Source organism: Paracoccus sp. IB05 (assembly GCF_016405985.1).
Taxonomy (GTDB): Bacteria; Pseudomonadota; Alphaproteobacteria; order Rhodobacterales; family Rhodobacteraceae; genus Pseudogemmobacter.
The window spans coordinates 1-23170 of the sequence record NZ_JAEFCF010000010.1; the positions used below are offsets into that span (position 1 = coordinate 1).

Genomic DNA, 23170 nt, shown 5'->3' on the forward strand with positions numbered 1-23170 from the left:
ACTAACAGACTGGATTCGTGAGGTGAATCCTACGCTGCATTTGCGCAACAAAGCCGGTTCGTTCCCAAAATCGCTTCCGGAGCAAACTGCGGCCTGAAGCCACCAGCTGCCATTCTTCCGGGTTTTGAATGACGTAAGGAAGGGAAGTCACCGAACCCGGCGGCAGGCCTGTCACGGGTCCGAAGGCGCTGTCTCTGGCAGCCGGCAGCACCAGAGAATGACGCCAAAACCATGGCCGGGATGGACCAGACGCCGGCCATCGGCTAACAATCTGCCCGGGCTATTCATCGGCGGCAGATTGCATATGCCAGATCAGACGGGAGCGTTCGTTGTTTGCTTCATGCCTCCCGGCACTGCCGGAATGCGCACGGCTTTTGCACTGCCCGCGGCCCTGCCAGTTCCCGATACCTGACAGGGTAACATTATGACGCGTAAGAATATTCTTCTGGTCAGCTTTGATGATGCCGTAGCGCCCTGGCGCTATAAATCGGTGTTCGGCGCGCCTTTGCAGATCCCGGTTCTGGACGATCTTTGCGCGGTGTCAACGGCGTTCCACACCGCCCTTTGCCAGGCTCCGGTCTGCGGTCCGGCGCGGGCCAGCATGATGACGACCCTGATGCCGCATGAGTCGCAGATCTTCGACAATGCGCGCTACGTTTTCCGCCAGGTTCCGGCGCGGGAGTGCTGGATCAGCAATCTGAAGGCCGCTGGCTATTTCTGTTCTTCGGGGGGCAAGGTGCATCACAGCCCGGTGCTGCGCCCGCGCCATCATGCAGCACTCTATTCCGACGCCGCGAAAGAGTTCTCGCTGGATGTGAAACTGCCCAAAGAGATGAAACGCCGGATGAAATTCTACGGCGGCTACCGGGGCGGGCGCGGGACCGAAGACGGTACGGATGATGATTTCTTCTTTGATGCCCAGGCCGCGACATCCGCAATCGGCTTTCTTGAAACCTATGCAGGGGATGCGCCCTTTTACCGCGAGCTGGGTTTTTTCAGCCCGCATACGCCCCACAGCACGCCGGCGCGTTTTAAAGAGCAATATGATCCGGCAGCGTTCATCCGCCCCGAGGGCTGGAACGGCTATGTCGCTGACGCGCCCTATGTCACGGAGAACATTCCGGAAAGCGAGGAATTCCGCGATCTCGATTTCTGGCAGAAAAGCGTGCGCAATTATTTTTCAGCTTATAGCCATGCCGATTATCAGCTGGGCCGGGTGCTTGAGGTGCTGCGCAAATCCCGCCATGCTGCCAATACGGTGATCATGGTTGTCGCGGATCACGGCTTTCACCTTGGCAACCGCAATATCTTCCGCAAGACGACTTTGTGGGAGCAGTCGCTCAATGTGCCGCTGATCCTGTTCGACCCGGAAAACCCGGTGCCGCGTGTGGTCACCGATCCGGTTGCGATGATCGATGTCGGGCCGACTTTGCTGGACATCGCCAATGTCGCAGCGCCAATGCGGCAATGCGGGCAATCGCTTTTGCCGCTTGTGAAAGGCGAGAGGGCACCGGATCCGGTAGTGCCGTCCTTTTACAAGGGGCATGTGACGATCCGGCACGGCAAATACCGGCTGATCCGCTATCAGGATGGCTGGTATCAGCTCTTTGATACGGAAGAGGATTTCTGGCAGCTGAGGGATCTGGGCCAGAACCACCCGGCCTTTCCGGAGATGCGCTCGGCGCTGGAGGACTGGCTCACACGCCATGCCTATGTCGCGCCGCCGCCCGATCTCGCACCGGCCGGGGATGCCGAATGAACGGCAAAGGCTGCTGCGCGCCCGCACGCGGGGGGCACATGACGCCCGCGCCCGCCACTGCCGGGACAGCCGGGGGCGCGGCCTCTGCGGCCCTTCGGGCCGCAATTGCCGAAGATATGCGGCAGATCCCGGCGGGATTTTGCGAGATGGGAACGCCGAAATCGCGGTATGAGGCCGATCGCGACAGCCCCAGGCGCCGGGTGAAGCTTTCGGGATTTCAGATCTCGGCGGTGACCGTCAGCAACCGGATCTTCGCCCGTTTCATCGAGGAAAGCGGGTATGTGACCACCGCCGGGCGCGAGGGCTGGTCCTTCGTCTTCCATCTCTTCCTGGCTGAGCCAAAGGTCTGGCTGACCCATCCCGCCGGCACGCCCTGGTGGCGCCGGGTCACCGGTGCCGACTGGGCGCATCCCGAGGGCCCGGAGAGTGACCTTGCCGGCCGCGAGGACCACCCTGTCACCCATGTCTCCTGGCATGACGCCGAGGCTTTTGCAGCGTTTACCGGCACCAGTCTGCCCTCCGAGGCGCAATGGGAATATGCCGCGCGCGGCGGGCTTACGCGGATGAAATTTCCCTGGGGGAATGATCTGACCCCGGCTGGGCGGCATGGCCATAACATCTGGCAGGGCCGCTTTCCCGATCAGAACAGCGCAGAAGACGGCTTTGCCGGCACTGCTCCGGTCAGGGCCTTTTCCCCGAACGGCTATGGGCTGTTCAATATGACTGGCAATGTCTGGGAATGGACAGCGGACAGCTTTGGCCCTTTGCCCGCCGCACAGCACCCGCCGCGCCCTGATCCTGTGAGCCAGGTCACAGGTGGCAGCAAGGTGATGCGCGGCGGCTCGCATCTGTGTCATGACAGCTATTGCGGCCGCTATTTCGTGCATTCACGCAGCCATAATACGGCGGAAAGCTCGACCGGCCACATTGGCTTTCGGGTGATCGGGGCTGATACGGTCTGAGGCCGGCCCCTGACAAATGCCGCCCCCCGGGACCGCAGCAACCCATTCCGCCTGCACGGAATTTCTGCTATCTCTGCACGGGATATGGCCGCAGGCCCCCTGTCAGTTGCCGGAGGCCGATAAGATGACACGTGCTGCGACAAGGCTGTTCTGTTTCGCAAACCAGGATGCCGGCTGGATGCCGGTCAATCACCTGATCAGCCTGATGGCGCGGCTCCTTGAGGCCGGGATTTGCGACCTTGGCCCCTGTCGGCTCTCGCTGCCCGGGCGGATTGGTGCCACGCTGTTTCCTCCGCCGCGGGGCGGCACGGGCGGCGATATCTTTGTGCTGCGCTCGCCTTCCGAACTGTTGCGGGCGCTCGCCCATCCGCTCTGGCGCGAGAAACGGGCCTTCCGCGCGCTCTGGGTGATCGACAGTTTCTGGACTGAAACCTGGCCGCGCCCCGCCGCGCGCCTGCTGTCGCATTTCGACCTGGTGGCCTATACCCGCGAGGCGGATGGCCCGGATTACGAGGCGCTGGCGCCGGGCCGCGCGATATATCTCGGCTGGGGGGCCGATGTGCTGGATCTGGGCAGCGCTGCGGCGGAGCGCCCGATTGATCTTTTGCGGATCGGCCGCCAGCCCGGGGCCTGGGATGATGACGCGCGCACCGCCGCCGCCTGCGCGGCGCGGGGGTTGCATTTCCAGGGCCGCCCCCCCTTCCCCGCCAGCCCGGAAACCCAGCAAACCGAGCTGATGCGCGACTGGTATGCGCGGTCGAAATTCATCATCGCCCATTCGAATATCGCGGCGCCCGCCCCCTATACTCACCCGACGCGCGCCTATGTCACCGCGCGCTGGACCGATGCGCTGGCCTGCGGCGCCAGCGTTGCCGGGCGCCAGCCCGAAGGCGATGTACGGCTGGTCAGCTGGCCCGGCTCTGTGCTGGAAACCGGCGGGATCGACCTTGACCGCAACCTCGATCTGATCGCCGAAGCCGTCCAAGCCTGGACACCGGAGGTCGCGCGCCGAAACCATCACGAGGCACTGGCGCGCTTCGACTGGCGGATCCGGATCGCGGCCCTCGCCACCAGGCTCGGGCTGAGCACGCCTGCCCTCACCGCCGATATGCAAAGGCTGCAGGCGGCGATCAAAGGCTGATGCCGAAGGGGGCTGACCGGATCGGGCTTCCCAAACAGCCCGTTTTCCTGTATGGCCCGCGCCATCTGAGACGTGACGCCCCTGGCCCCGGGCACATGCATGAGGATTGGGGCGGCGACAATGGGGTCGCCATATATCGGGAGACCGGCAGGGGCCGGAGCGCTCCCAAGAGGAAAATGCATGTTCAAAATTTCGAAAAAATCTATCCAGTGGGGCGATGAGACGCTGACCCTGGAGACCGGCAAGGTTGCGCGCCAGGCCGATGGCTCGGTCATTGCGACGCTGGGCGAAACCCAGGTCATGGCCAATGTGACCTTCGCCAAGACGGCCAAGGAAGGCCAGGATTTCTTCCCGCTGACCGTTCACTACCAGGAAAAATACTATGCCGCCGGCAAAGTGCCTGGCGGCTTTTTCAAGCGTGAGGCACGCCCGTCGGAAAAAGAGACGCTGACCTCGCGTCTGATCGACCGCCCCTGCCGCCCGCTCTTCGTCGAAGGCTTCAAGAACGAAGTCCTCGTCATGGCAACCGTGCTGTCCTGCGATCTCGTGAACGACCCAGATGTGGTCGCGATGATCGCCGTTTCGGCCGCGCTGACCATCTCGGGCGTGCCCTTCATGGGCCCGATCGGGGCGGCGCGTGTCGGCTTCACCAATGGCCAATATGTTCTGAACCCGGCCATGGACGACATGACCCAGCTGAAGAACAACCCGGACCAGCGTCTGGACCTCGTCATCGCCGGCACCAAAGACGCCGTTATGATGGTGGAATCAGAGGCTTACGAGCTGACCGAGGAAGAAATGCTCGGCGCCGTCAAGTTCGGCCATGCCGCGATGCAGCCGGTGATCGACCTGATCATCGACCTCGCCGAGGAAGCCGCCAACGAGCCCTTCGACTTCCAGGCTCCGGATTATTCCGAGCTTTACACCCGTGTGGCCACCGCTGGCGAAACCCAGATGCGCGCTGCTTTCGCGATCCGTGACAAGCAGGACCGCACCAATGCGATCTCGGCTGCGGTGAAAGCGATCAAGGCTTCGCTGTCGGAAGAAGATCTTGCCGACAAGAACCTCGGCTCGGCGATCAAAAAGCTGGAATCGGGCATTCTGCGCGGTGACATCATCAATGGTGGCGCCCGGATCGACGGCCGCGACAACAAAACCGTCCGCCCGATCTTCTGCGAAAACGGCATCCTGCCGCGCGCGCATGGCTCGGCTTTGTTCACCCGTGGGGAAACCCAGGGCCTTGTGGTCACCACGCTCGGGACCGGCGAGGATGAGCAGATCATCGACGCGCTGAACGGCAATTACCGGTCGAACTTCCTGCTGCATTACAACTTCCCGCCCTATTCGGTTGGCGAAGTTGGCCGCGTGGGTTCGCCCGGCCGTCGTGAGATCGGCCATGGCAAGCTGGCATGGCGTGCGCTGCAGGCGGTTCTGCCGGCGGCGACCGATTTCCCCTACACGATCCGCGTCGTGTCCGAGATCACCGAATCGAATGGCTCGTCCTCGATGGCTTCGGTCTGCGGCGGCTCGCTCTCGATGATGGATGCGGGTGTTCCGCTGAAATCGCCGGTTGCCGGCGTCGCCATGGGTCTGATCCTGGAAGACGATGGCCGCTGGGCGGTTCTGACCGACATCCTCGGCGACGAAGACCATCTCGGCGACATGGACTTCAAAGTTGCAGGCACCGCCAACGGCATCACCACGATGCAGATGGACATCAAGGTCGCCGGCATCACGCCCGAGATCATGGAGCAGGCTCTGGCCCAGGCCAAAGACGGCCGTCTCCATATCCTCGGCGAGATGAATGCCGCGCTTTCGGCACCGCAGGGCTTCTCGGCCTATGCGCCCAAGATCGAAACCATGTCGATCCCGACCGATAAGATCCGTGAAGTGATCGGTTCGGGCGGCAAGGTGATCCGTGAGATCGTCGAAGTGTCGGGCGCCAAGGTCGACATCAATGATGATGGCATGATCAAGATTGCCTCGAATGACGCCAATGCCATCAAAAAGGCCTATGACATGATCTGGTCGATCGTGGCAGAGCCGGAAGATGGCAAGATCTACACCGGCAAAGTGGTGAAACTGGTCGATTTCGGCGCGTTTGTGAACTTCTTCGGCAAGCGGGACGGTCTGGTTCACGTGTCGCAGATCGCCAATAAGCGTCTGAACCATCCGAACGAGATCCTGAAAGAAGGTCAGGAAGTTAAGGTGAAACTCCTTGGCTTTGACGATCGCGGCAAGGTCCGTCTCGGCATGAAGATGGTTGACCAGGAAACCGGCCTGGAAATCACCGAGAAGAAAGAAGAAGCCGAGGGCTGAGCCCCCCGCTTCAGAATTAAGAAAGGCCCCGGAGCGATCCGGGGCCTTTTCTCTTTCGCTCAGGTCATTTCTGTTCGACTTTGGGGATGCCCCCCTCGAACTGCATCAGCATCCCGAGGTTCTTGTTGAAGCCCCAGCGGCGATATTTCAGCTCGCCATTGACGAAGTAAAGCTCGGCCACGGGATATTGTTTGCGCACCCCGCTGCCGGTATCCCAGATCTCGACCACAGCGCCCTTCTTGCGCGCAGGTCCAAGCTGTAGCTGAAAGAAATCCCGGTCGGCGGTTTCTGCCACAGCGGCCAGCACAGCCAGCACTTCATAATAATCGGTGAGGCGTTCGGCTTTGAACTGGCAGACGCCCTCCAGCCCGACAATGCCTAGCGCTGCCGCCCCCGCCGCCATGCCAAGCGCCGAGGAGGTCAGCACGGTGCCCCCTGCCCCAAGCGCGGCTTCTGCCCCGCCAAGGGCTTTGGCGGCATTGGCGCCCGCCACGACAGCCCCCACGGCGGAAAAGCCGGTGCTGCTGTCGACCAGGGTCAGGAAATCCGGCGCCGTGGGATCAAAACGTCCGACGACGGCTGCATCTGCCGCCGCTGCCGCGAGTTTCGGGGCGCGCAGCGCGATCATCTCGCTGAGGCGATAGTTACAGACATCGGCCGCTGCGGCACCGGCACCGAGGGCCAGGACCAGAAAGGCACTGGAAAGGATACGGGACATTTTGTCTCTCGCGGGTGACGGATGGGCTGCTCTCGGATCAAGCATAAGCCATGCCGCGCCAAAGCGCAAAAGCGGGCGCTGCTGGCCCGGATCACAATCCGTCCAGCGCGATCAGCGCCGCCCGCGCGGCAGCCCCCCGCTGCGCCAGGCGCTGGCGCGACCGATCAGGTGTGCGGCGACAGGGGCGGTGACAAAAAGAAAGAGGATCGCCACCAGCGCCTTCACCACCGCCCCCGTGGTTCCAAAGCCCACCGCCGCCGCCAGGAGCGCGAGGCTGCCGGCGAATGCCCCGACCTTTGACGCGGCATGCATCCGGGTCAGTACATCGGGAAAGCGCAGGACGCCAAGCGCCGCAATCACCGCAAACACCCCTGCCGCGAGCGCCAGAACCCCTGTGATCACCTCAGTCATCGGTTCCCTCCCGCCGCGCCAGCCGCTCGGCATAGCGTGCCAGGGCGACCACCGGCACGAAACTCACCAGCGCCACCGCCACCGCGATATCGAGATAGGCCCCGATCCCGGCCTTCAGCGCAAACAGCGCGCAAAAGCCGATCACCGCCGCTGACATCATATCAAGCGCCACCACCCGGTCGCCAAGCGTCGGCCCTTTCCACAGCCGCAGCAGCCCCAGAAACACCGCCAGCGCCATCAGCGCCATGGCCCCGGTCAGGCTCAGGTCCAGAAACGCGGCAGAACTCATCTGAACACCCCCCTGACGCGGCGCGCCATACCATCCTGCAATTCCTGAACCAGGGCCTCCGGGTCGCTGCCATGCAGGCAATGGATCATAAGGCAACTGCGGTCCCCGGCGACGTCCAGCGTCAATGTGCCCGGTGTCAGGGTGATCAGGCCCGACAAAAGGAAGATCTCGGCATCCGTGATATCGGGGCGCAGCGGCAGCCGGATGATCGCCGGAGTCAGCGTCAGGCGCGGCCGGATACAGTCAAGCGCGACCTGGAGGCAGGATTTCACCAGCTCTTTCAGGAACCAGGGCGCAAGGCTGGCGCCGGCAAAGATGCGGGGGACAATACGGCGGGCATGGCTCATGGGCGCGCTCCCAGCACGATCCGGATATAGGCGTCAGGCTCCAGGAGCTGCTGCGCGGCGGTGGTGGCAAAAGTCACGAAGGGCTCAGGCATCACGCCGATCAGCACCGTCATCGCCGCCAGCACCGCCATCGGCGTCAGCATCAGCACGCGCGCGCGGGGCGAAAGCTGCGCCAGCACCGGCTCATATCCGCCCGGATGCGGCTTCCAGAAGGCACCGGCCCAGATCTTGGTCATCGAGTAAATGGTCAGAAGCCCCACCATAAGCGCGATCCCCGCCACCAGCCAGGCGCCTTCCTCCAGCGCGGCCCGGACCAGCAGATATTTCGCCCAGAAGCCCGAAAGCGGCGGAAAGCCCGCCAGCGAAAAGGCCGGGATCAGGAACAGGACCGCGAGGAAGGGCGCCGCCCGGTAAAGCCCGCCGATCTGCGCCAGATCAGAGCCGCCGGTCAGACGGCGCGACACCCCGGCCACAAGGAAGAGGTTCGCCTTCACGATGATATGGTGCAGCAGGTAAAACACCGCCCCCACCAGCGCGAGCGGCGTCATCAGCGCAAGACCCAGCACCATATAGCCAATCTGGCTGACGATGTGGAAGGAAAGGATCTTGCGGAAATCGCTCTGCGCCGCCGCGCCAAGCACGCCGGTCACCATGGTCAGGCAGGCGCACCACAGAAGGATCTCATGCGTCCAGCCCTGATCCCCGGTGAAAATCAGCGTGAAGACCCGGATCAGTGCATAGACGCCAACCTTGGTCAGAAGCCCGGCAAAAAGGGCGGATACCGCATAATGCGGCGTGTGATACGAGGCCGGCAGCCAGAAGAACAACGGAAAGACCGCCGCTTTCATTCCGAAGGCCAGCATGAACAGTATGGCGATTACCGTCATCAGCCCCTGATCGGGATGTGCCGCCACCTTGCCATGCAGATCGGCCATATTCAGCGTGCCGGTCGCGCCATAGGTCAGCCCGGCGGCGCAGAGAAACAGCGCCGTCGCGATCAGGTTCAGCGTCACATATTTCACCGCACCGTCCGTCGCGCTGCGGCTGCCTCCGATCGCCAGCAGACCAAAGGACGAGATCAGCAGCACCTCGAACCAGACATAGAGGTTGAAAAGATCGCCGGTCAGAAAGGCGCCGGTCACACCGCCCAGCAATGTCTGGAACAGGGTGAACCAGCCGAGCCGCGCCGAGGTCGGGCCGATTTCCGCCATGGCCCAGAGGGCGGTCGCCAGCCCGATGATCGCCGTGATCAGCACCATCGCCGCCGAGAGATAATCCGCCACCAGCGTGATCCCGAAAGGCGCAGGCCAGCCGCTGACCTGACCCGCGATGACGCCATGGTCGATCACCGTGGCCAGAAGCCGGACCGCGAGCCCCAGCGAGGCCAGCGCCGTCAGGACCGAGATCCAGCCCACGCCCTTTCGATTGCGCAGGAACAGGCAGGCCCCGGCCCCGATGAACGGCGTCAGGATCGGAAGTGCGAGGATCCAGCTCATGCTTCCCCCCGCGGCTCTTCCGGTTCAGCCAGGCGCATCCGGTCAACTTCAAGATGGCCAAAGCTGCGATAGGCACGGATCGTCAGCGCCAGGGCGAAGGCGAAGAGACCGAAGCCAATCACGATGGCGGTCAGCAACAGCGCCTGTGGCAGCGCATTGGCCAGCTCGCCGACGGGCCGCGCCCCGCCGGGCTCCAGCAGGGGCGGGCGGCCCTCGGTCAGGCGTCCGGCGGCAAAAATCGCCAGATTGACCGCATTCGAAAGCAGCATCAGCCCGAAGAGAAAGCGCAGCAGATTGCCCGAAAGCATCAGCCAGAGCCCGGCAGTGACCAGCGCTCCGGCCAGTATCGCAAGGATGGTTTCCATCAGCCGCCCGCCTTTCCGCTGTCTTCCAGCGCGAAGATCAGCGCCAGGACGCCGCCGATCACGGCCAGGAATACGCCGATGTCAAACAGCAGCACCGTGGACAGCGGCAGGACCGGCAGATCGAGCCAGATCCCCTGGAAAGGCGCCCCCCCGCTCAGCGCGGCGCCCCCCCCCGCGATCAGGGCGCAAACCAGCCCGATGCCGCCCAGGCTGCGCGGATCGATCCGCAGCATCCGGCGCGCGGCCTCCGGCCCATCGGCGAAGATCACAATCGCAAAGCCAAGCGCCGCGATCAGCCCGGCGATAAAGCCGCCGCCCGGCGCATTATGGCCGCGCAGGAGGATATAAAGCGCAAACCCCAGGAAGAGCGGCAGCAAAAGCCGCGCCCCGGTGGCAAGGATCGGCGATCTCATCCGCGCGCCCTCCCGATGCGGCGCTTCAGCAGCGCCCAGGCGCCGATGCCGGCCAGAAGAACCACGGTGAGCTCGCCAAAAGTGTCAAAGGCCCGGAAATCCACAAGGATCACATTCACGATATTCAGACCATGCGCGAGGCTGAAGCTGTTTTCCTCGAAATATGTGGCAAGCTGCCGGTCCGGCGGATGCGCGGTGATCGCCAGCAGGATCAGCGTAACCGACAGACCCACAATGCCCGCGATCCCCCAATGCAACGCGCGGCGGCGGGGGCTGCGGCGCTCGGTGATTCCGGGCAGGCGCAGCAGCGCGATGCCGAACAGGACGGCAGAAAGGCACTCGACCATCAGCTGCGTCACCGCCACATCCGGCGCGCCGAAGATCAGGAAGATCAGCGCCACGCCGATCCCGACCGTGCCGATCCCGGCGATATTGGCGATGCGCGAATGCGGCGTCAGCGCAAGCGCCGCCCCGCCAAGCATGAAACCCGCGATCACCCAGAGCGGCAGCGGCGCGGTGAAATCCACCGCCAGCAGCGGGCGCTTTGCCGCCAGTGTGACGAGGGTCACGAGGCCAGCCGTCAGAAAGCTCAGCGTGAGGTAGCGGCTCAGCCTCCCGGACTGGATCACCCGGGTCAGGCACGTGGCGAAGCTGGCAAGGCCCGCAAGCAACCGGTCCCAGCAGCGGTCCGCAAAGGAAAGGTCGGTCCCGCGCGCCAGAAGACGCGGCGCGGCCAGGAACAACAGCCCCCCCAGCCCGAAGGTCGCGAAGCTGAGCGCCAGCGGCAGGTTGACCCCGGCCCAGAGATGCAGCTCTGCCGCCGGGGCCGCGCCAAATCCCATGACCGCCGCGTCCAGCAACGGCTGCAAGAGGCCCGGCATCAGCCCGAAGACAAGACCCGCCACCCCCAGCACGACCGGCCCGGCCAGCATCTGCCAGCCTGCCTCATGCGGCTCTCGCGGCAAGGGCCCGGGCGGCGCCCCCCAGAAAGGTCGCAGCGCCACCACTCCCGCCACCGCAAAGATCAGCGCATTCGCGGCCAGCAGCGGCAGGACCAGCCAGGGCGTGACCCCGGCATAAAGCAGCTCTTTCCCGATCCAGCCAAGGAAGGGCGGCAGGCCGGCCATCGAAACCGCAGCCAGAAGCGCCGAAACCGCGGTCAGCGGCATTGCCCGCCGCAAGCCGCGCAAGGCTGTCACATCGCGGCTGCCGGTGCCATGATCCACCGCGCCCACCACCATGAACAGCGCCGCCTTGTAAAGCGCATGCACGATCAGGAAGGTCAGCGCCGCCGTCAGGGCCACACCCGTACCCTGCGCCAGAAAGAGCACCAGCACGCCCAGAGCCATCAGCGTCGTCCAGGCCAGGGCCTGTTTCAGATCGCGCTGGCGGATCGCCATGACCGAGGCAAAAAGCGCCGTTGCTCCGCCGGCCAGGGTCAGCGTGATCTCCCATGCCCCGGTGCCCGAGAGCGCCGGATGCAGCCGCGCCAGCAGATAGACCCCCGCCTTCACCATGGTCGCGGAATGGAGATAGGCCGAAACCGGGGTCGGTGCCGCCATGGCATTCGGGAGCCAGAAATGGAACGGGATCTGCGCAGATTTGGTGAATGCCCCCAAAAGCACCAGCGTCAGGATCGCGCCATAAAGCGGGCTGGTCTGCAATCCCCCGCCTTGCAGGATCACCGCGAGATCATAGCTCCCCGCAGCAAAGCCGATCAGGATGAACCCGGCCAGCAGCGCAAGCCCGCCACCTGCCGTGACCAGCATCGCCTGGAGCGCATTGCGGCGCGCCTTCGGATCGTCATGGCTGAAGCCGATCAGCAGGTAAGAGGTGAGCGAGGTCAGCTCCCAGAACACGAATAACGTGATCAGGTCGCGCGCCAGCACCAGCCCCAGCATCGAAAGCATGAAGAGAAACAGGAAGAGCACAAAGCGCCCGAATTGCGGGTGGTCGCCCATATAGCCGGTGGCATAGAGGAAGATCAGCCCGCCGATTCCGGTGATCAGCGCAGCAAAGATCAGCGCCAGCGGGTCAAGCATGAAAGACAGCCCGATCCCGAGCGAGGGCACCCAGGCCAGATCGAACAGGACCGCGCCGGTTGTGAGGACCGCTCCTGCCAGTGCAAAGAGTGCTGCAAACAGCGCGAAAGCGACAGCCGCTGCCAGATAGCCCGCCGCCCGGGACAGGGAGAAACCGCTTTTGTCTTGCGCCATGGCCTCCCCCTCCGGTTACCGCCTCCGGTCACTCAGTCGATACAGGCGGGCACCCGAAGAGAGAAATAGAAATCTGCGGCTGTCATTATAGTTTAAAACTATAAGAGAGGGGCGGTATCAAAGAAAAATGCCCGTACCTTTCGGCACGGGCATTCTTGTGACACAGACACGACCCGGTGAAACCGGGCGCTGCGGCAAAACCTCAGCGACGCAGGCCGAGGCGCGCGATCAGCGAGCTGTAACGGGCTTCGTCTTTGGCTTTCAGATAGTCCAGCAGCTTGCGGCGCTGCGCGACGAGCATAAGCAGACCACGACGCGAGTGGTTGTCTTTCTTATGCGTTTTGAAATGCTCGGTCAGGGTCGCGATGCGCGAGGACAGGATGGAAACCTGCACTTCGGGCGAACCGGTATCACCGGCTTTGGTCGCGTATTCCTTGATCAGGCGGGCTTTTTCTTCGACGGTGATCGACATCGGATGCTCCTTTCGGTGTTGCGAGAGACGGCACAAGCCGGGATGTCGTCCAGCAGGGCCCTTACACCCCGGCAGGGAAAACCACTGCAGGGGATGCGCGCCTATACGGGGATTCGGCGCAAAAGGAAAGCCCCTGGCGCTGTCGGCGGCAAAGCGTATCGGATCAGGTCTGGTCCTGGCCCGCACCGGCTGAACCCGTCCGGTCAGCGCGAATCCGGAAACGGATCGCGTCGGATTTTTCACAACTTAACCAAAACATCTCCTATGAGAATACACCCTCACGTGGTATTGACTGATCAGGAAGTTTTCATATGCATCAAATGGTTAACGTGAAAAATGGTTAACGCCCCGCAAGGGCCGGCCATGTGAGGTGGAACAATGTTAGGCCTGTTAGGATTGCTGGGGGCAGTGTTCGCGGGAGCCGTGATCGAGGGCATTTCGGCCCGCGCCACGGACGAAGAGGATGAGGCTGAAAACGCAGACGGCCAGACCGAAGATCAGGCCGAACACGGTAACCTGCTGGATGATCCGGACCAGGCCGCTCAGGATGACCCCCTGCACCTCGTGAACCCCTTCCGAACAGGCGGCACGCATGGCGGCGGCTGGATCGGCAGCTCTACGAACACAGGAAGCAACGTCTCAACTGATCCCGGCGGCAGTGACAGCGGAACAGATGTTCCGGGAACTGGCATCGATAGCGACCATGACCCTGATACTGGCCTGGCGCCTGTTGATGGCCCTCAGATCACCGATCCGGCGCCCGGTACAGCCGTTGACCCCTCCGATGATGACGATACGGATACCGCCACCCCTGTCCTTCCGGGAAGCGGTTCGGCCACAGAAACAGGCTCGTCGCTGTCCTCGCCGGCCAGTGGCACGGCCCGGGACGACCTGCTCGACGGTGGGGACAACGCAGACCTGATCCGGGGCGGCGAGGGCAATGATCAGATCAATGCGCGTGACGGCGACGACACGATTTACGGGGATGACGGCAACGACATTGTCACAGCCGGGGCGGGCAATGATCTCGTCTTTGGCGGTGCCGGAAATGACGAGCTGCATGGTGACGCGGGCGATGACACGCTTGAAGGCGGCGCGGGTGACGACCAGCTGATGGGGCATGAAGGCGACGATCTGCTCCGGGGCGGCGCCGGCAATGACACGCTGCTGGGCGGTGAGGGCGATGACAGTCTTTATGGCGAGGAGGGCGATGACTGGCTCTGGGGCGGCGAGGGCGACGATCAGATGGTCGGCGGTGCGGGCGCGGATACGCTGGATGGCGGCGCCGGGAATGATACGCTCTGGGGCGCCTTCCCCGAGGGTGACGATGGCGAAGTCGACTTCCTCAATGGCGGTGACGGCGATGATGTGATCCATCTCGGCGCGGGCGATTATGGCAATGGCGGCGCGGGATCTGACAGCTTCGTCCTGACGCAATGGCTGGGTGAAGGCGGCTTCGCGACCATCACCGATTACGACCCGCAGGATGATGAGATCGTGCTGGTCTATGACCCGGCCGCCCATGTCTCGCCCGCAGTCTCGGTGACGCAAAGCGCGACCGGCGGCTCATCCCTGATCAGCATCGACGGCTTTGTCGTGGCCGAGGTGAATGGCCAGGTCAACCTGTCCGAAATCAGGCTGCTCGCCGCCTGATCCGGCGCGGCGCGACTCAGCCAGGGCAGATGCGAAAACCCAAAGGGCGGCCAGATCGGCCGCCCTGTCTCAATGCCGCAGCCCTGCCGCGAAAATCAGCGCCAGCACGTCAAAGATTGAACACGCGCGACGGGTGCAACTCACCGCCCATATAGCGGCCAAGCGCCAGCGCCTTGCCGTCAAAGCTCGCCCAGGCCTCATCGCCATAATCGATATGGCCCAGCACCTGCCCCGGATTGCCGTTCTTCAGCCGCACCGCCCCTTCCGCTGTCGCCTTCAGCTCTGGCAGATCCGCCAGCGCGAGTTCGAGCGGCGCCAGCAGAGCGTCGATCCCGTCCTGCCGCGCCAGCTCCTCGATCTGCGCCATCGTGACCGCCTCAGCCGCCTCGAATGGCCCCGACCATTCCCGCCTGAGCCAGGCCACATGGCCGAGACAGCCAAGTGCCCGGCCAAGATCGCGTGCAATGGCGCGCACATAGCCGCCCTTGCCACAGACCATTTCCAGATCGGCGTGATCGGCATCGGGCCGCCCCAGCAGCACAAGGCTGTCAACCCATAGCGGCCGCGCCGCGAGATCCATCTCGATCCCCTCGCGGGCGAGGTCATAAGCACGCTCGCCATCGACCTTGACTGCGGAAACCTGTGGCGGAACCTGCAGGATCTCGCCGCGAAACGCGGCCAGCGCCGCCTCGATTTCACCATCCGAAGGCCGCGCAAGCGAGGTCGCAATCACCGCACCGCTGGCATCATCGGTTGCAGTCGCGGCCCCGAATACCACCCGGAACCGGTAGCATTTCAGTGCATCCGCCACCACCGGCACACATTTGGTGGCCTCGCCCAGAGCAACCGCCAGCACCCCCGTCGCATCCGGATCCAGCGTGCCGGCATGGCCGGCTTTTTGGGCCTGAAAGGCCCATTTCACCTTGTTCACCACATCGGTCGAGCCAATGCCCGCAGGCTTGTCGACGATCACCCAGCCGGAAACCGGGCGGCCTTTGCGCGTTTTCGCCATTGATTAGTCCTGTGCCTGACCCGAATCGATCACGGTGCCGACAATCGGCCCCATCGCGAAGCCGCCGTCATGGCGCCCCAGCTCGGGCGCGTAAAGCCGCGAAATATTGCCGTCGAAATAAAGCGCATCCGTCAGCCCGAGATGGTCGCGGAAAAACCGCGCGAACTGGTGGAAACTGACGGCCCGGTCGCTCATCACGAAGACTGCCTTCGTCCCCGCGGCATCGACGCCGACGCCATTGCGGATATAGGTCGAATCGCTGTTTTCCAGAAAGCGGGGATGCAGCTTGCCATTGATCACCAGCATCGGCCCCGACTGCGTCGCATAACGGCAATTGCCCCGCAGGGGCTCGAACGCGCGGCTGTCGGTGATGTTGAAACTGCCATCCGCCCAGCAAAACACCCCATTTGGCAGCAGGCCGAAATTCCCCGGCCCCTCGGCAGTGACGATGGCATGTTTCTCTTCGCCGCCCTCGATATAAAGTCCGACGGGCGAGCGGTCGCGGTGATACATGCCGGCATTCATCGCGAAACCAAGCGCTTTGCCCTCGGCCGCCAAAGCCTGGTCAACCGCGCGGAACGAGCCGAGATTGCCCCTGGGACCGTCGAGAAACAGCCGCAGATCATCCGCTGCCGTCACTTCGCAAAGACTGAAAGGCACGCCCTCGAACATATCCTGGCGGCAGGCCGAGGCCGATGCGGCCCCCGCACCCGATATCAGCACCACCAGGGCCGCGAGGAGGCGGATCACGCCTCTTCCTCCCCGGCCCCTTCCTGATCTTTGCTCCCGATATCGCGCTGCACCTTCGGATCCGCGAACAGCCGCCGCGTCTCGTCAAGCCGGTCATAGGTCTCGTCCGGGCGGAACCGCAGATCGGGCGCGTATTTCAGCGTCAGCCCGGCCGCGACCCGGTGGCGCAGCTCGCCCCGGTGCTTCGCCAGCAGCTTCACCGCCTCATCAACCGGCGCCGAGCCCAGAAGCGGCATGACATAAACCGTCGCCACTTTGAGATCGGTTGAAAGCGAGACCTCGCCGACGGTGATCGGCATAGCATTCAGCTCCGGGTCGTGGATCTCGCCCCGGTTCAGAACATCGGAAAGGGTACGTCGGATCAGTTCGCCAACCCGCAGCTGACGCTGCGACGGCCCCTGACCGGAGGATGTGCGTTTTGTGGCCATGCCCCGCATTTAAGCGCTTTCGGCCCGCCCCGCAACGGGCAGGGTTTCAACCAGGCGCTGCCGGCGTTAAACCACAGCAGGAAAGCGCTGGAGGAAGTCATGAGCGATCTGCCGGGTATTGTCGTCACGGGTGTGTCGGGCCGCATGGGGCAGATGCTGGTGAAAACCATCCAGGCCAGCGGCAAGGCGCGTCTTGTCGCCGGGGTGGCACGCGAAGGCAGTCTCTGGATCGGCCGCGATCTTGGCGAATGCATGGGCGGCCAGCCGAATGGCATCATCGTGACCGATGACCCGGTCGAGGCCTTCGCCAAAGCCCAGGGCGTGATCGATTTCACCTCGCCCGCGGCCACGGTGGAATTTGCCGGCCTCGCCGCCCAGGCCCGCGCGGTGCATGTGATCGGCACCACAGGGCTCAGCGATTCGGATATCGCGAAACTCGGCGCGGCGGCGCGCCATGCGGTCATCATCCGCGCCGGCAATATGAGCCTCGGCGTCAATCTTCTGACCGGGCTTGCGCGCAAGGTCGCGGCGGCGCTGGATGAAGACTGGGATATCGAAGTGGTCGAGGCGCATCACCGTCACAAGGTCGATGCGCCGTCCGGCACGGCGCTGATGCTGGGCGCGGCCGCCGCAGAAGGCCGAGGCAAAAGCCTGGCTGAGCTGCGCACCCCCGCCCGCGAAGGCATCACCGGCGCCCGCAGCCGCGGCACGATCGGCTTTTCAGCGATCCGGGGCGGCGATGTTGTCGGCGAACATGATGTGATCTTCGCCGCCGATGGCGAACGCATCGTGCTGCGCCACCTTGCCACAGACCGCTCGATCTTCGCCCGGGGCGCATTGCGCGCCGTCCTCTGGGGGCAGGGCAAAAAGCCCGGCCATTATGACATGGCGGATGTGCTCGGAATCTGACACCGGATCAGCCCATTCGATCCGCCCCTGGATCCGGAGGGCCAGCTTCCTCTTGACCTGAATACTCCCGCGCGGAGCGCTTCCGCAGTCAGGCATAGGCGCTCCGTCCACAGGCACTCGGACCGCAGGCACTCAGCCGGTCAGAAATCGACCGCGAGCCCCTTCTTCTCCCAATCCCCATAGCGCACCGGCTCCAGCCCGTCGCGCCCGCCATATTCCTTTGGCACCGCCTGATCGCCCAAAGCCTTGCGCCGCGCCCCGGCTTCGGCAAGCGCCCGCAGCGCCTCGGGCGGCAGATCGCGTTTTTCTTCCGGTTGGCAATCGGTCATGGCAGCGGTTCCTCTCCGGTCCTTGTCTGTGATACAGCGCCGGACGGCAGGTGCAAAGGGGCGCAGAATGGCTGAAGGTATAGCGGCACGGGCAGCGGCAGTTGCCGCGCTGAATGCGGTGCTGGGCGAGGGGAAGATGCTCGCCGGGCTCACCGAACCGGATCTCGCGCCGCAGGACCGCGCCCGTGCGGGTCGCCTGACCGATGAAGTGCTGCGCCGGCTGGCCCCCGCCGACCACATCCTCGCGCCAAAGCTGCGCAAATCGCCGCCGCTCGCTTTGATGAATATCCTCCGGCTCGGCCTGGTGGAAATGGCCCTGGGCGCGGCGCCCTATGGTGTGGTGAATGCCTGCGTCGCCATCGCGCAGCAGGACCGCAAAACCCGGCATATGTCCGGCCTCGTCAATGCCGTGCTGCGCGGGATCGACCCGGCCGCCCTCACAGAGCAGCCGGTGCAAAAACTGCCGCGCTGGCTGCGCCAGCCGCTGGTGCAAAAATGGGGCCGCGATGCGGTCCATCAGATGGAAACCGTGTTCGCAGCCCCACCGCCGCTCGATCTGACACTGCGCCCGGAAGGCCCGCACCCCGAGGGCGAGATGATGCCGACCGGCAGCCTGCGCCTTTCCGATCCCGGCCGGATCACCGCCCTTCCCGGCTATGCCGAAGGCAGCTGGTGGGTGCAGGATATGGCCGCCGCAATGCCCGCGCGGCTTTTGCAGGCGCAGGCCGGAGAGCGGGTGCTCGATCTCTGCGCGGCTCCCGGCGGCAAGACGATGCAACTGGCGGCCACCGGTGCCGAGGTCACGGCGCTTGATATTTCTCCGGCGCGGCTGCGGCGGGTTGAGGAAAACCTGGCGCGGACCGGCCTGCAGGCGCAGCTGATCGCCGCCGACGCCCTGCATTGGCAGCCGGATAGCCTCTTTGATGCGATCCTGCTGGATGCGCCCTGTTCGGCCAGCGGCACCATCCGCCGCCATCCCGACCTGCCCTTCGTCAAGGATGGCAGCGAGATCACGGGCCTGGCCGAACTGCAATCGCAGCTGATCGACAGGGCGCTGTCCTGGCTGAAGCCGGGCAGCAGACTCGTATTCGCCACCTGCTCGCTCCTGCCGGAAGAGGGCGAGCTCCAGCTGGATGCCGTCCTCGCCCGGCATCCCGGGCTGAAAACCACCCGCGTTGATCTTGACGGCATCCATTCCGACTGGTGGACAGAAAACGGCGGGCTGCGGCTGCGCCCGGATTACCTCGCGTCGCAGGGCGGTATGGACGGATTTTTCATGATGCGCCTCCATCGCCCCTGAGGGCCGCAAATTTCTGAGCAGGCCGCTGAAAAACTCCTGCCTCGACGCCATTCGGGGAAGGTGTTTCATCAGCACCACTGCATGGGCGGAGGTGGCGCTGCGTGGAGCTGAGCTGCGCCTTCTGCGACTGCAACAAGACGCGGTCCAGCGATAGTGTCTGTGCCAGCGCCGTGAGATCGAGTCCTGCGCCACGATAGGGCGGATACACCTCTCGGGCGAGCAGTTCGACCATGTATCGTTGCAGGGTCTGGACTACATCGCCCGGCAGAACGGGTGCGAGCCGTCTGGCGCAGAATTCTGAGGCCATAGGAGGAGTAAGCGTAGAAGCTCTTGTTTTCATTGGGGGCCTTCCGATCTTGTGGAAGGCCGCACTACCGGCTGCTGCCGAGAAAGGGGAGGCGTCCAGGTTGCCGATGATGATGATCAAGTGCCCGATTGCTGCGAGGGCGGTCGAAGTGCTTTTGCACAGGCCATCCGGGCCCTGATGCTGGACCGGCCCAAGAATTCACCGCGATTTGGTGCTGTTGACCTGACCTACTGCGAGATCACCGATCCGAGCAAGGCAAACCAGACCGTACCACCGATATAACCATTTGTTATCAATACTCTATGCTTGCGCATGTTATTCCTTTCCTGCGCAGACTATTGCTTTTCATCGTCAATCAGGCCGATTTCAAGCAATTGAATCGAAATACTTTTTCGATTCTTCGAATCTACTATGCAACAAAAGCTGCGCACGCTTTTAGTTTCTTTGGCAGGGTGTTCACGCGGATGATGCACGGCCTGGCGTCCGAGGCCGCCGACGAAAAGACCATCATGATCGATGCGACCTGTCTGAAAGCCCATCGCACGGCCTCCAGCCTACGGGTTAAGAAGGGGGTATGAAGGGGGTCCGTGGCCCCGGTGGGGCCGCATAAGCCCCCGGAATGGGCCGGCTGATCGGACGCACGAAAGGTGGCATGAACACCAGGCTGCATGCCGTTTCCGATGCGCAGGGCCACCCGATCAGTCTGTTGGTCGCGGCCGGTCTGGTCAGCGACTACAGTGGAGCCGCTGCACAGCTCGCGCAGCTTGCCAAAGGTGGACTGTATGCTCGCCGATCGCGGCTATGATGCCGGCTGGTTCAGAGATGCCCTGAAAGACAAAGGGATAAGGGCCTGCATTCCCGGACGGAAGAGCCGTTCGATACGACAAACGCCGCTACAAACGCCGAAACCGCATCGAGATCATGCTCGGAAGGCTCAAGGATTGGCGGCGCGTGGCCACCAGATACGACAGATGCCCCATCGTCTCCCTCTCTGCCATCGCTCTGGCTGCGACCGTCCTCTTCTGGCTTTAAGTGTGAATGAGTCTGGAGCCTAAGTAAGAAATCTGGCCGGAATTTTCAGAAAAATTCCGCGCCCGCCGCTGGCCGGCGGTCAGTCCAGCTCGCGGGCTTCCGACACCAGCATAACCGGAACTCCGCCCCGTACCGGGAAGGCAAGTTTCGCTGATTTCGAGATCAGTTCCTGCTTCTCACTGTCCCAGATCAGCGCCCCATGCGTGACCGGGCAGATCAGAGCCTCGAGCATCCGCCGGTCGAAAGCGGCCGGTTTCTGGTCTTCGGTCCCGGTCTCGCTCATTGCAGCACCTCATCGTCATTGCCGCCCCTGAGGGCAAATTCCACCAAAGTCACCAGCGTCTCACGCCGTGTCGTAAGATCCGGGGTTTCCAGCAGGGCCTGGCGGTCTTCGGGCGACAGCGGCACCAGCATGGAGAGGGAGTTGATCAGAATCTCATCCGGAGCAGCCTCCAGCCCCTTCCAGTCAGCGGTCAGATCGCGGCCCGCCAGATAGCGCGAGATCAGCGAGAACAGTGCCGGCCGGTCGAGGCCTGTATCCTCTTCGGGACCGCCCAGATCACGCTCAAACGGTGACCAGTCCACATTGAAACGGCGATAGGGGGTAAAGCCCTCCACCTCATCGCCCATCCGGAACCGGACGAGGCCCGCAAGCGTGATCATATAGCGCCGGTCATCGGTCTCACCGAGTTGCACCAGACGGCCGGCGCAGCCGATGGTCGAGAGCCGGTCCTCGCCCAGCGGACAGACCATACCGATCAGCCGGTGCGGATGTTTCAGGCAATCGTCGATCATCGCGAGATAACGCGGCTCGAAAATATGCAAAGGCAGCCGCGCCCGGGGCAGGAGCAATGCACCGGGCAACGGGAAGACCGGGATCATCCCCGGCAGATCCGCCAGCGAAGGCCGCAGCGGAAACATCTCAGACGAAGATCATCGAAGAAAGCCGACGGCGCCCTTTCAGCACAATCGGGTCCTGCGGCTTCAGCGCGTCGAAAATGGTGAAGAGCTGCGCGCGCGCGGCGCCGTCATTCCATTCGCGGTCGCGCCGGAACAGTTCCAGCAACTGGTCCACCGCCTCATCGATCTTTCCGCTGGCATTGAGCGCCACGGCAAGATCAAACCGCGCCTGGTGATTGGCCGGGTCCGCATCGACGGCGGCCTGCAACTCGGCCTCGGGGCCGGCATTGGCAGCCTGCCGCGCCAGTTCCAGCTGCGCGCGGGCAGCCTCGACCTCTTGCGCGCCGGCAATCGCGGCCGGAACGGTCTGCAAAAGCGCCTCTGCGGCGTCAAAATCGCCGGCGCCGACATGGCTGCGGGCGAGGCCACCAAAGGCCGCCGCATTCTCGGGTTCTTCGCCAAGGATGGCTGCGAATGTCTCGACCGCATCGGCATAATCGCCGTTTGTCAGCATCTCTTCGGCGGCGGCAAGCGCATCGCCCAGGCCCCCGTCATCACCGCCAAGCGCCACCAGTTTCTCGACGAATTTCTTGATTTCAGAGCCGGGCAACGCGCCCTGGAAGCCGTCAACCGGCTGGCCCTGCCAGAAGGCATAGACCGTCGGAATCGACTGCACGCGCAACTGACCGGCGACCATCTGGTTCTGATCCACATCGATCTTGACCAGCCGCACCTTGCCTTTCGCCGCCGTGACCGCAGCCTCCAGCGCCGGCCCGAGCTGTTTGCAGGGTCCGCACCAGGTCGCCCAGAAATCAACGATCACCGGCACTTCGCGCGAGGCGTCGATCACATCGGCCATGAATGTCGCGTCGGAACCGTCTTTGATCAGATCGCCAGGCTGGCTGGCGGCGGGCTTTTGTGTCTCATCAAGACCGAGCATGCTGTCCTCACTTTCGCGGCTTTGCCCCTATATGCGCGCTGATGTCGCAGTCGCCAAGGGGGCGCGCGTCCCCTCCTGCCTGATCGCTCCCCCGATCAGGCGAGCGCAGCACATTCCCCATGTTGCGGGCAAGTGGTCAGATGGTCATTCACCATCCCCGCCGCCTGCATGAAGGCATAGGTGATCGCCGGGCCGCAGAAATTGAAACCCCGTTTTTTCAGGGCTTTGGACATGGCGGTGCTTTCAGGCGTCGAGGCCACGGCCTCCGCCATCGTGCCGAGCCGGTTCTGCAACACCCCGCCGCCGGTGAAAGACCAGAGCCAGGACGAGAATCCCTCGGCCGCCTCGATCTCGAGAAAGGCGCGGGCCGAACGGATCGTGCTCTCGATCTTGCCACGATGGCGCACGATGCCGGGGTCCAGAAGCAGGCGCTCCACCTCATCCGCGCCCCAGGAGGCGATGGTTTCCGGCTGAAAGCCCTGAAAGGCCGCGCGGAAATTTTCGCGTTTTTTCAATATCGTGTACCAGGAGAGACCGGCCTGAAAGCCTTCGAGGATCAGCATTTCCCACAGCGCGCGCGGGTCGCGTTCAGGCCGGCCCCATTCCTCATCGTGATAGGCGACATAAAGCGGGTCTGTGCCGCACCAGGGACAGCGTGGCGTGGAATCGGCAGTCATATTGGCCTCCCGGAATAGGCAAAAT

24 protein-coding genes and 1 pseudogene are annotated in these 23170 nt (G+C 63.7%); 8 read left to right on the top strand and 17 right to left on the bottom strand.

The window, feature by feature from the left end:
- Positions 1–424 precede the first annotated feature (424 nt).
- The 4 genes from JC607_RS08695 to pnp all read left to right on the top strand — a co-directional run bounded on the left by JC607_RS08695 (position 425) and on the right by pnp (position 6181).
- Entirely contained in the window at positions 425–1759 is a 1335-nt protein-coding gene (locus tag JC607_RS08695) for a sulfatase (RefSeq protein ID WP_198836546.1), read from the top strand.
- Positions 1760–1797: 38 nt separating this feature from the next.
- A complete protein-coding gene (locus JC607_RS08700; RefSeq protein ID WP_198836547.1) occupies positions 1798–2721 on the top strand; it encodes a formylglycine-generating enzyme family protein in 924 nt (307 codons plus the stop codon).
- 124 nt (positions 2722–2845) lie between these two features.
- Positions 2846–3862 carry a hypothetical protein gene (locus JC607_RS08705; RefSeq protein WP_198836548.1) on the top strand — a complete coding sequence of 339 codons (1017 nt, stop codon included), beginning with the start codon at positions 2846–2848 and terminating at the stop codon, positions 3860–3862.
- A gap of 180 nt (positions 3863–4042) precedes the next feature.
- Positions 4043–6181, top strand: a complete 2139-nt coding sequence (pnp, locus tag JC607_RS08710) for a polyribonucleotide nucleotidyltransferase (protein ID WP_198836549.1) — start codon at positions 4043–4045, stop codon at positions 6179–6181.
- 64 nt (positions 6182–6245) lie between these two features.
- Here pnp and JC607_RS08715 read toward each other — a convergent pair whose 3' ends face one another.
- The 9 genes from JC607_RS08715 to rpsO form a co-directional block, all read right to left on the bottom strand.
- Complete coding sequence (locus tag JC607_RS08715) at positions 6246–6899, bottom strand: hypothetical protein (RefSeq protein ID WP_198836550.1); 654 nt, start codon at positions 6897–6899, stop codon at positions 6246–6248.
- A 111-nt stretch (positions 6900–7010) separates the two neighbouring features.
- Positions 7011–7310: a monovalent cation/H(+) antiporter subunit G gene (gene mnhG / locus JC607_RS08720; RefSeq protein WP_198836551.1), complete on the bottom strand. Its 300-nt coding sequence runs from the start codon at positions 7308–7310 to the stop codon at positions 7011–7013.
- Complete coding sequence (locus tag JC607_RS08725) at positions 7303–7599, bottom strand: monovalent cation/H+ antiporter complex subunit F (RefSeq protein ID WP_198836552.1); 297 nt, start codon at positions 7597–7599, stop codon at positions 7303–7305. Before JC607_RS08725 ends, mnhG begins: the two co-directional genes overlap by 8 nt.
- Entirely contained in the window at positions 7596–7946 is a 351-nt protein-coding gene (locus tag JC607_RS08730; protein WP_198836553.1) for a Na+/H+ antiporter subunit E, read from the bottom strand. Before JC607_RS08730 ends, JC607_RS08725 begins: the two co-directional genes overlap by 4 nt.
- Positions 7943–9442: a Na+/H+ antiporter subunit D gene (locus JC607_RS08735; RefSeq protein ID WP_198836554.1), complete on the bottom strand. Its 1500-nt coding sequence runs from the start codon at positions 9440–9442 to the stop codon at positions 7943–7945. The genes JC607_RS08730 and JC607_RS08735 overlap by 4 nt, the downstream gene beginning before the upstream one ends.
- Positions 9439–9807, bottom strand: coding sequence for a Na+/H+ antiporter subunit C (locus tag JC607_RS08740; protein ID WP_198836555.1), 369 nt, complete (start codon positions 9805–9807; stop codon positions 9439–9441). Before JC607_RS08740 ends, JC607_RS08735 begins: the two co-directional genes overlap by 4 nt.
- Complete coding sequence (locus tag JC607_RS08745) at positions 9807–10220, bottom strand: MnhB domain-containing protein (RefSeq protein WP_198836556.1); 414 nt, start codon at positions 10218–10220, stop codon at positions 9807–9809. Before JC607_RS08745 ends, JC607_RS08740 begins: the two co-directional genes overlap by 1 nt.
- Complete coding sequence (gene mbhE / locus JC607_RS08750) at positions 10217–12436, bottom strand: hydrogen gas-evolving membrane-bound hydrogenase subunit E (RefSeq protein WP_198836557.1); 2220 nt, start codon at positions 12434–12436, stop codon at positions 10217–10219. Before mbhE ends, JC607_RS08745 begins: the two co-directional genes overlap by 4 nt.
- A 202-nt stretch (positions 12437–12638) precedes the next feature.
- Entirely contained in the window at positions 12639–12908 is a 270-nt protein-coding gene (gene rpsO, locus JC607_RS08755) for a 30S ribosomal protein S15 (protein ID WP_198836558.1), read from the bottom strand.
- A gap of 378 nt (positions 12909–13286) precedes the next feature.
- On the opposite strand from rpsO, the gene JC607_RS08760 reads away from it, so the two are divergent.
- On the top strand, positions 13287–14561 hold the full coding sequence (locus JC607_RS08760; protein ID WP_198836559.1) for a calcium-binding protein: 1275 nt from the start codon (positions 13287–13289) through the stop codon (positions 14559–14561).
- A 109-nt stretch (positions 14562–14670) separates the two neighbouring features.
- Here JC607_RS08760 and truB read toward each other — a convergent pair whose 3' ends face one another.
- From truB to rbfA, 3 genes are read right to left on the bottom strand one after another with little or no spacing between them, the layout of a single operon-like run.
- Positions 14671–15573 carry a tRNA pseudouridine(55) synthase TruB gene (gene truB / locus JC607_RS08765; protein ID WP_198836560.1) on the bottom strand — a complete coding sequence of 301 codons (903 nt, stop codon included), beginning with the start codon at positions 15571–15573 and terminating at the stop codon, positions 14671–14673.
- A gap of 3 nt (positions 15574–15576) precedes the next feature.
- The gene (locus JC607_RS08770) at positions 15577–16323 is read right to left on the bottom strand and encodes a phosphodiester glycosidase family protein (RefSeq protein ID WP_370584776.1); all 747 of its coding nucleotides are present in this window, start codon (positions 16321–16323) and stop codon (positions 15577–15579) included.
- The gene (gene rbfA / locus JC607_RS08775) at positions 16320–16751 is read right to left on the bottom strand and encodes a 30S ribosome-binding factor RbfA (RefSeq protein ID WP_198836561.1); all 432 of its coding nucleotides are present in this window, start codon (positions 16749–16751) and stop codon (positions 16320–16322) included. The genes JC607_RS08770 and rbfA overlap by 4 nt, the downstream gene beginning before the upstream one ends.
- Positions 16752–16850: 99 nt before the next feature.
- Between rbfA and dapB the strand changes: the two genes are divergently transcribed.
- Positions 16851–17660 (top strand): 4-hydroxy-tetrahydrodipicolinate reductase, encoded by an 810-nt coding sequence (gene dapB / locus JC607_RS08780; protein WP_198836562.1) that lies wholly within the window; start codon positions 16851–16853, stop codon positions 17658–17660.
- Positions 17661–17800: 140 nt separating this feature from the next.
- Here dapB and JC607_RS08785 read toward each other — a convergent pair whose 3' ends face one another.
- Entirely contained in the window at positions 17801–17989 is a 189-nt protein-coding gene (locus JC607_RS08785) for a DUF1674 domain-containing protein (protein WP_198836563.1), read from the bottom strand.
- A gap of 67 nt (positions 17990–18056) precedes the next feature.
- Here JC607_RS08785 and JC607_RS08790 point away from each other — a divergent pair, with 67 nt between their 5' ends.
- Together JC607_RS08790 and JC607_RS08795 are read left to right on the top strand one after the other, a co-directional pair.
- Entirely contained in the window at positions 18057–19289 is a 1233-nt protein-coding gene (locus JC607_RS08790) for an RsmB/NOP family class I SAM-dependent RNA methyltransferase (RefSeq protein ID WP_198836564.1), read from the top strand.
- 759 nt (positions 19290–20048) lie between these two features.
- Positions 20049–20628 (top strand): annotated as a pseudogene (locus JC607_RS08795) (IS5 family transposase); the annotation flags it as partial.
- 79 nt (positions 20629–20707) lie between these two features.
- Here the strand turns inward: JC607_RS08795 and JC607_RS08800 are convergent.
- The 4 genes from JC607_RS08800 to JC607_RS08815 all read right to left on the bottom strand — a co-directional run bounded on the left by JC607_RS08800 (position 20708) and on the right by JC607_RS08815 (position 23145).
- Positions 20708–20911 (bottom strand): Trm112 family protein, encoded by a 204-nt coding sequence (locus JC607_RS08800; RefSeq protein ID WP_198836565.1) that lies wholly within the window; start codon positions 20909–20911, stop codon positions 20708–20710.
- Complete coding sequence (locus JC607_RS08805) at positions 20908–21549, bottom strand: LON peptidase substrate-binding domain-containing protein (RefSeq protein ID WP_198836566.1); 642 nt, start codon at positions 21547–21549, stop codon at positions 20908–20910. Before JC607_RS08805 ends, JC607_RS08800 begins: the two co-directional genes overlap by 4 nt.
- Before the next feature lies 1 nt (position 21550).
- Positions 21551–22468 (bottom strand): co-chaperone YbbN, encoded by a 918-nt coding sequence (locus tag JC607_RS08810; protein ID WP_198836567.1) that lies wholly within the window; start codon positions 22466–22468, stop codon positions 21551–21553.
- A gap of 95 nt (positions 22469–22563) precedes the next feature.
- A complete protein-coding gene (locus JC607_RS08815; RefSeq protein ID WP_198836568.1) occupies positions 22564–23145 on the bottom strand; it encodes a DNA-3-methyladenine glycosylase I in 582 nt (193 codons plus the stop codon).
- Between the last annotated feature and the right edge of the window lie 25 nt (positions 23146–23170).

Excerpts from the sequence above, each read along its gene's own strand:
- JC607_RS08695 (WP_198836546.1), top strand. The coding sequence starts at position 425 with ATGACGCGTAAGAATATTCTTCTGGTCAGCTTTGATGATGCCGTAGCG.
- JC607_RS08700 (WP_198836547.1), top strand. The coding sequence starts at position 1,798 with ATGACGCCCGCGCCCGCCACTGCCGGGACAGCCGGGGGCGCGGCCTCT.
- JC607_RS08705 (WP_198836548.1), top strand. The coding sequence starts at position 2,846 with ATGACACGTGCTGCGACAAGGCTGTTCTGTTTCGCAAACCAGGATGCC.
- pnp (WP_198836549.1), top strand. The coding sequence starts at position 4,043 with ATGTTCAAAATTTCGAAAAAATCTATCCAGTGGGGCGATGAGACGCTG.
- JC607_RS08715 (WP_198836550.1), bottom strand. The coding sequence starts at position 6,899 with ATGTCCCGTATCCTTTCCAGTGCCTTTCTGGTCCTGGCCCTCGGTGCC.
- mnhG (WP_198836551.1), bottom strand. The coding sequence starts at position 7,310 with ATGACTGAGGTGATCACAGGGGTTCTGGCGCTCGCGGCAGGGGTGTTT.
- JC607_RS08725 (WP_198836552.1), bottom strand. The coding sequence starts at position 7,599 with ATGAGTTCTGCCGCGTTTCTGGACCTGAGCCTGACCGGGGCCATGGCG.
- JC607_RS08730 (WP_198836553.1), bottom strand. The coding sequence starts at position 7,946 with ATGAGCCATGCCCGCCGTATTGTCCCCCGCATCTTTGCCGGCGCCAGC.
- JC607_RS08735 (WP_198836554.1), bottom strand. The coding sequence starts at position 9,442 with ATGAGCTGGATCCTCGCACTTCCGATCCTGACGCCGTTCATCGGGGCC.
- JC607_RS08740 (WP_198836555.1), bottom strand. The coding sequence starts at position 9,807 with ATGGAAACCATCCTTGCGATACTGGCCGGAGCGCTGGTCACTGCCGGG.
- JC607_RS08745 (WP_198836556.1), bottom strand. The coding sequence starts at position 10,220 with ATGAGATCGCCGATCCTTGCCACCGGGGCGCGGCTTTTGCTGCCGCTC.
- mbhE (WP_198836557.1), bottom strand. The coding sequence starts at position 12,436 with ATGGCGCAAGACAAAAGCGGTTTCTCCCTGTCCCGGGCGGCGGGCTAT.
- rpsO (WP_198836558.1), bottom strand. The coding sequence starts at position 12,908 with ATGTCGATCACCGTCGAAGAAAAAGCCCGCCTGATCAAGGAATACGCG.
- JC607_RS08760 (WP_198836559.1), top strand. The coding sequence starts at position 13,287 with ATGTTAGGCCTGTTAGGATTGCTGGGGGCAGTGTTCGCGGGAGCCGTG.
- truB (WP_198836560.1), bottom strand. The coding sequence starts at position 15,573 with ATGGCGAAAACGCGCAAAGGCCGCCCGGTTTCCGGCTGGGTGATCGTC.
- rbfA (WP_198836561.1), bottom strand. The coding sequence starts at position 16,751 with ATGGCCACAAAACGCACATCCTCCGGTCAGGGGCCGTCGCAGCGTCAG.
- dapB (WP_198836562.1), top strand. The coding sequence starts at position 16,851 with ATGAGCGATCTGCCGGGTATTGTCGTCACGGGTGTGTCGGGCCGCATG.
- JC607_RS08785 (WP_198836563.1), bottom strand. The coding sequence starts at position 17,989 with ATGACCGATTGCCAACCGGAAGAAAAACGCGATCTGCCGCCCGAGGCG.
- JC607_RS08790 (WP_198836564.1), top strand. The coding sequence starts at position 18,057 with ATGGCTGAAGGTATAGCGGCACGGGCAGCGGCAGTTGCCGCGCTGAAT.
- JC607_RS08800 (WP_198836565.1), bottom strand. The coding sequence starts at position 20,911 with ATGAGCGAGACCGGGACCGAAGACCAGAAACCGGCCGCTTTCGACCGG.
- JC607_RS08805 (WP_198836566.1), bottom strand. The coding sequence starts at position 21,549 with ATGTTTCCGCTGCGGCCTTCGCTGGCGGATCTGCCGGGGATGATCCCG.
- JC607_RS08810 (WP_198836567.1), bottom strand. The coding sequence starts at position 22,468 with ATGCTCGGTCTTGATGAGACACAAAAGCCCGCCGCCAGCCAGCCTGGC.
- JC607_RS08815 (WP_198836568.1), bottom strand. The coding sequence starts at position 23,145 with ATGACTGCCGATTCCACGCCACGCTGTCCCTGGTGCGGCACAGACCCG.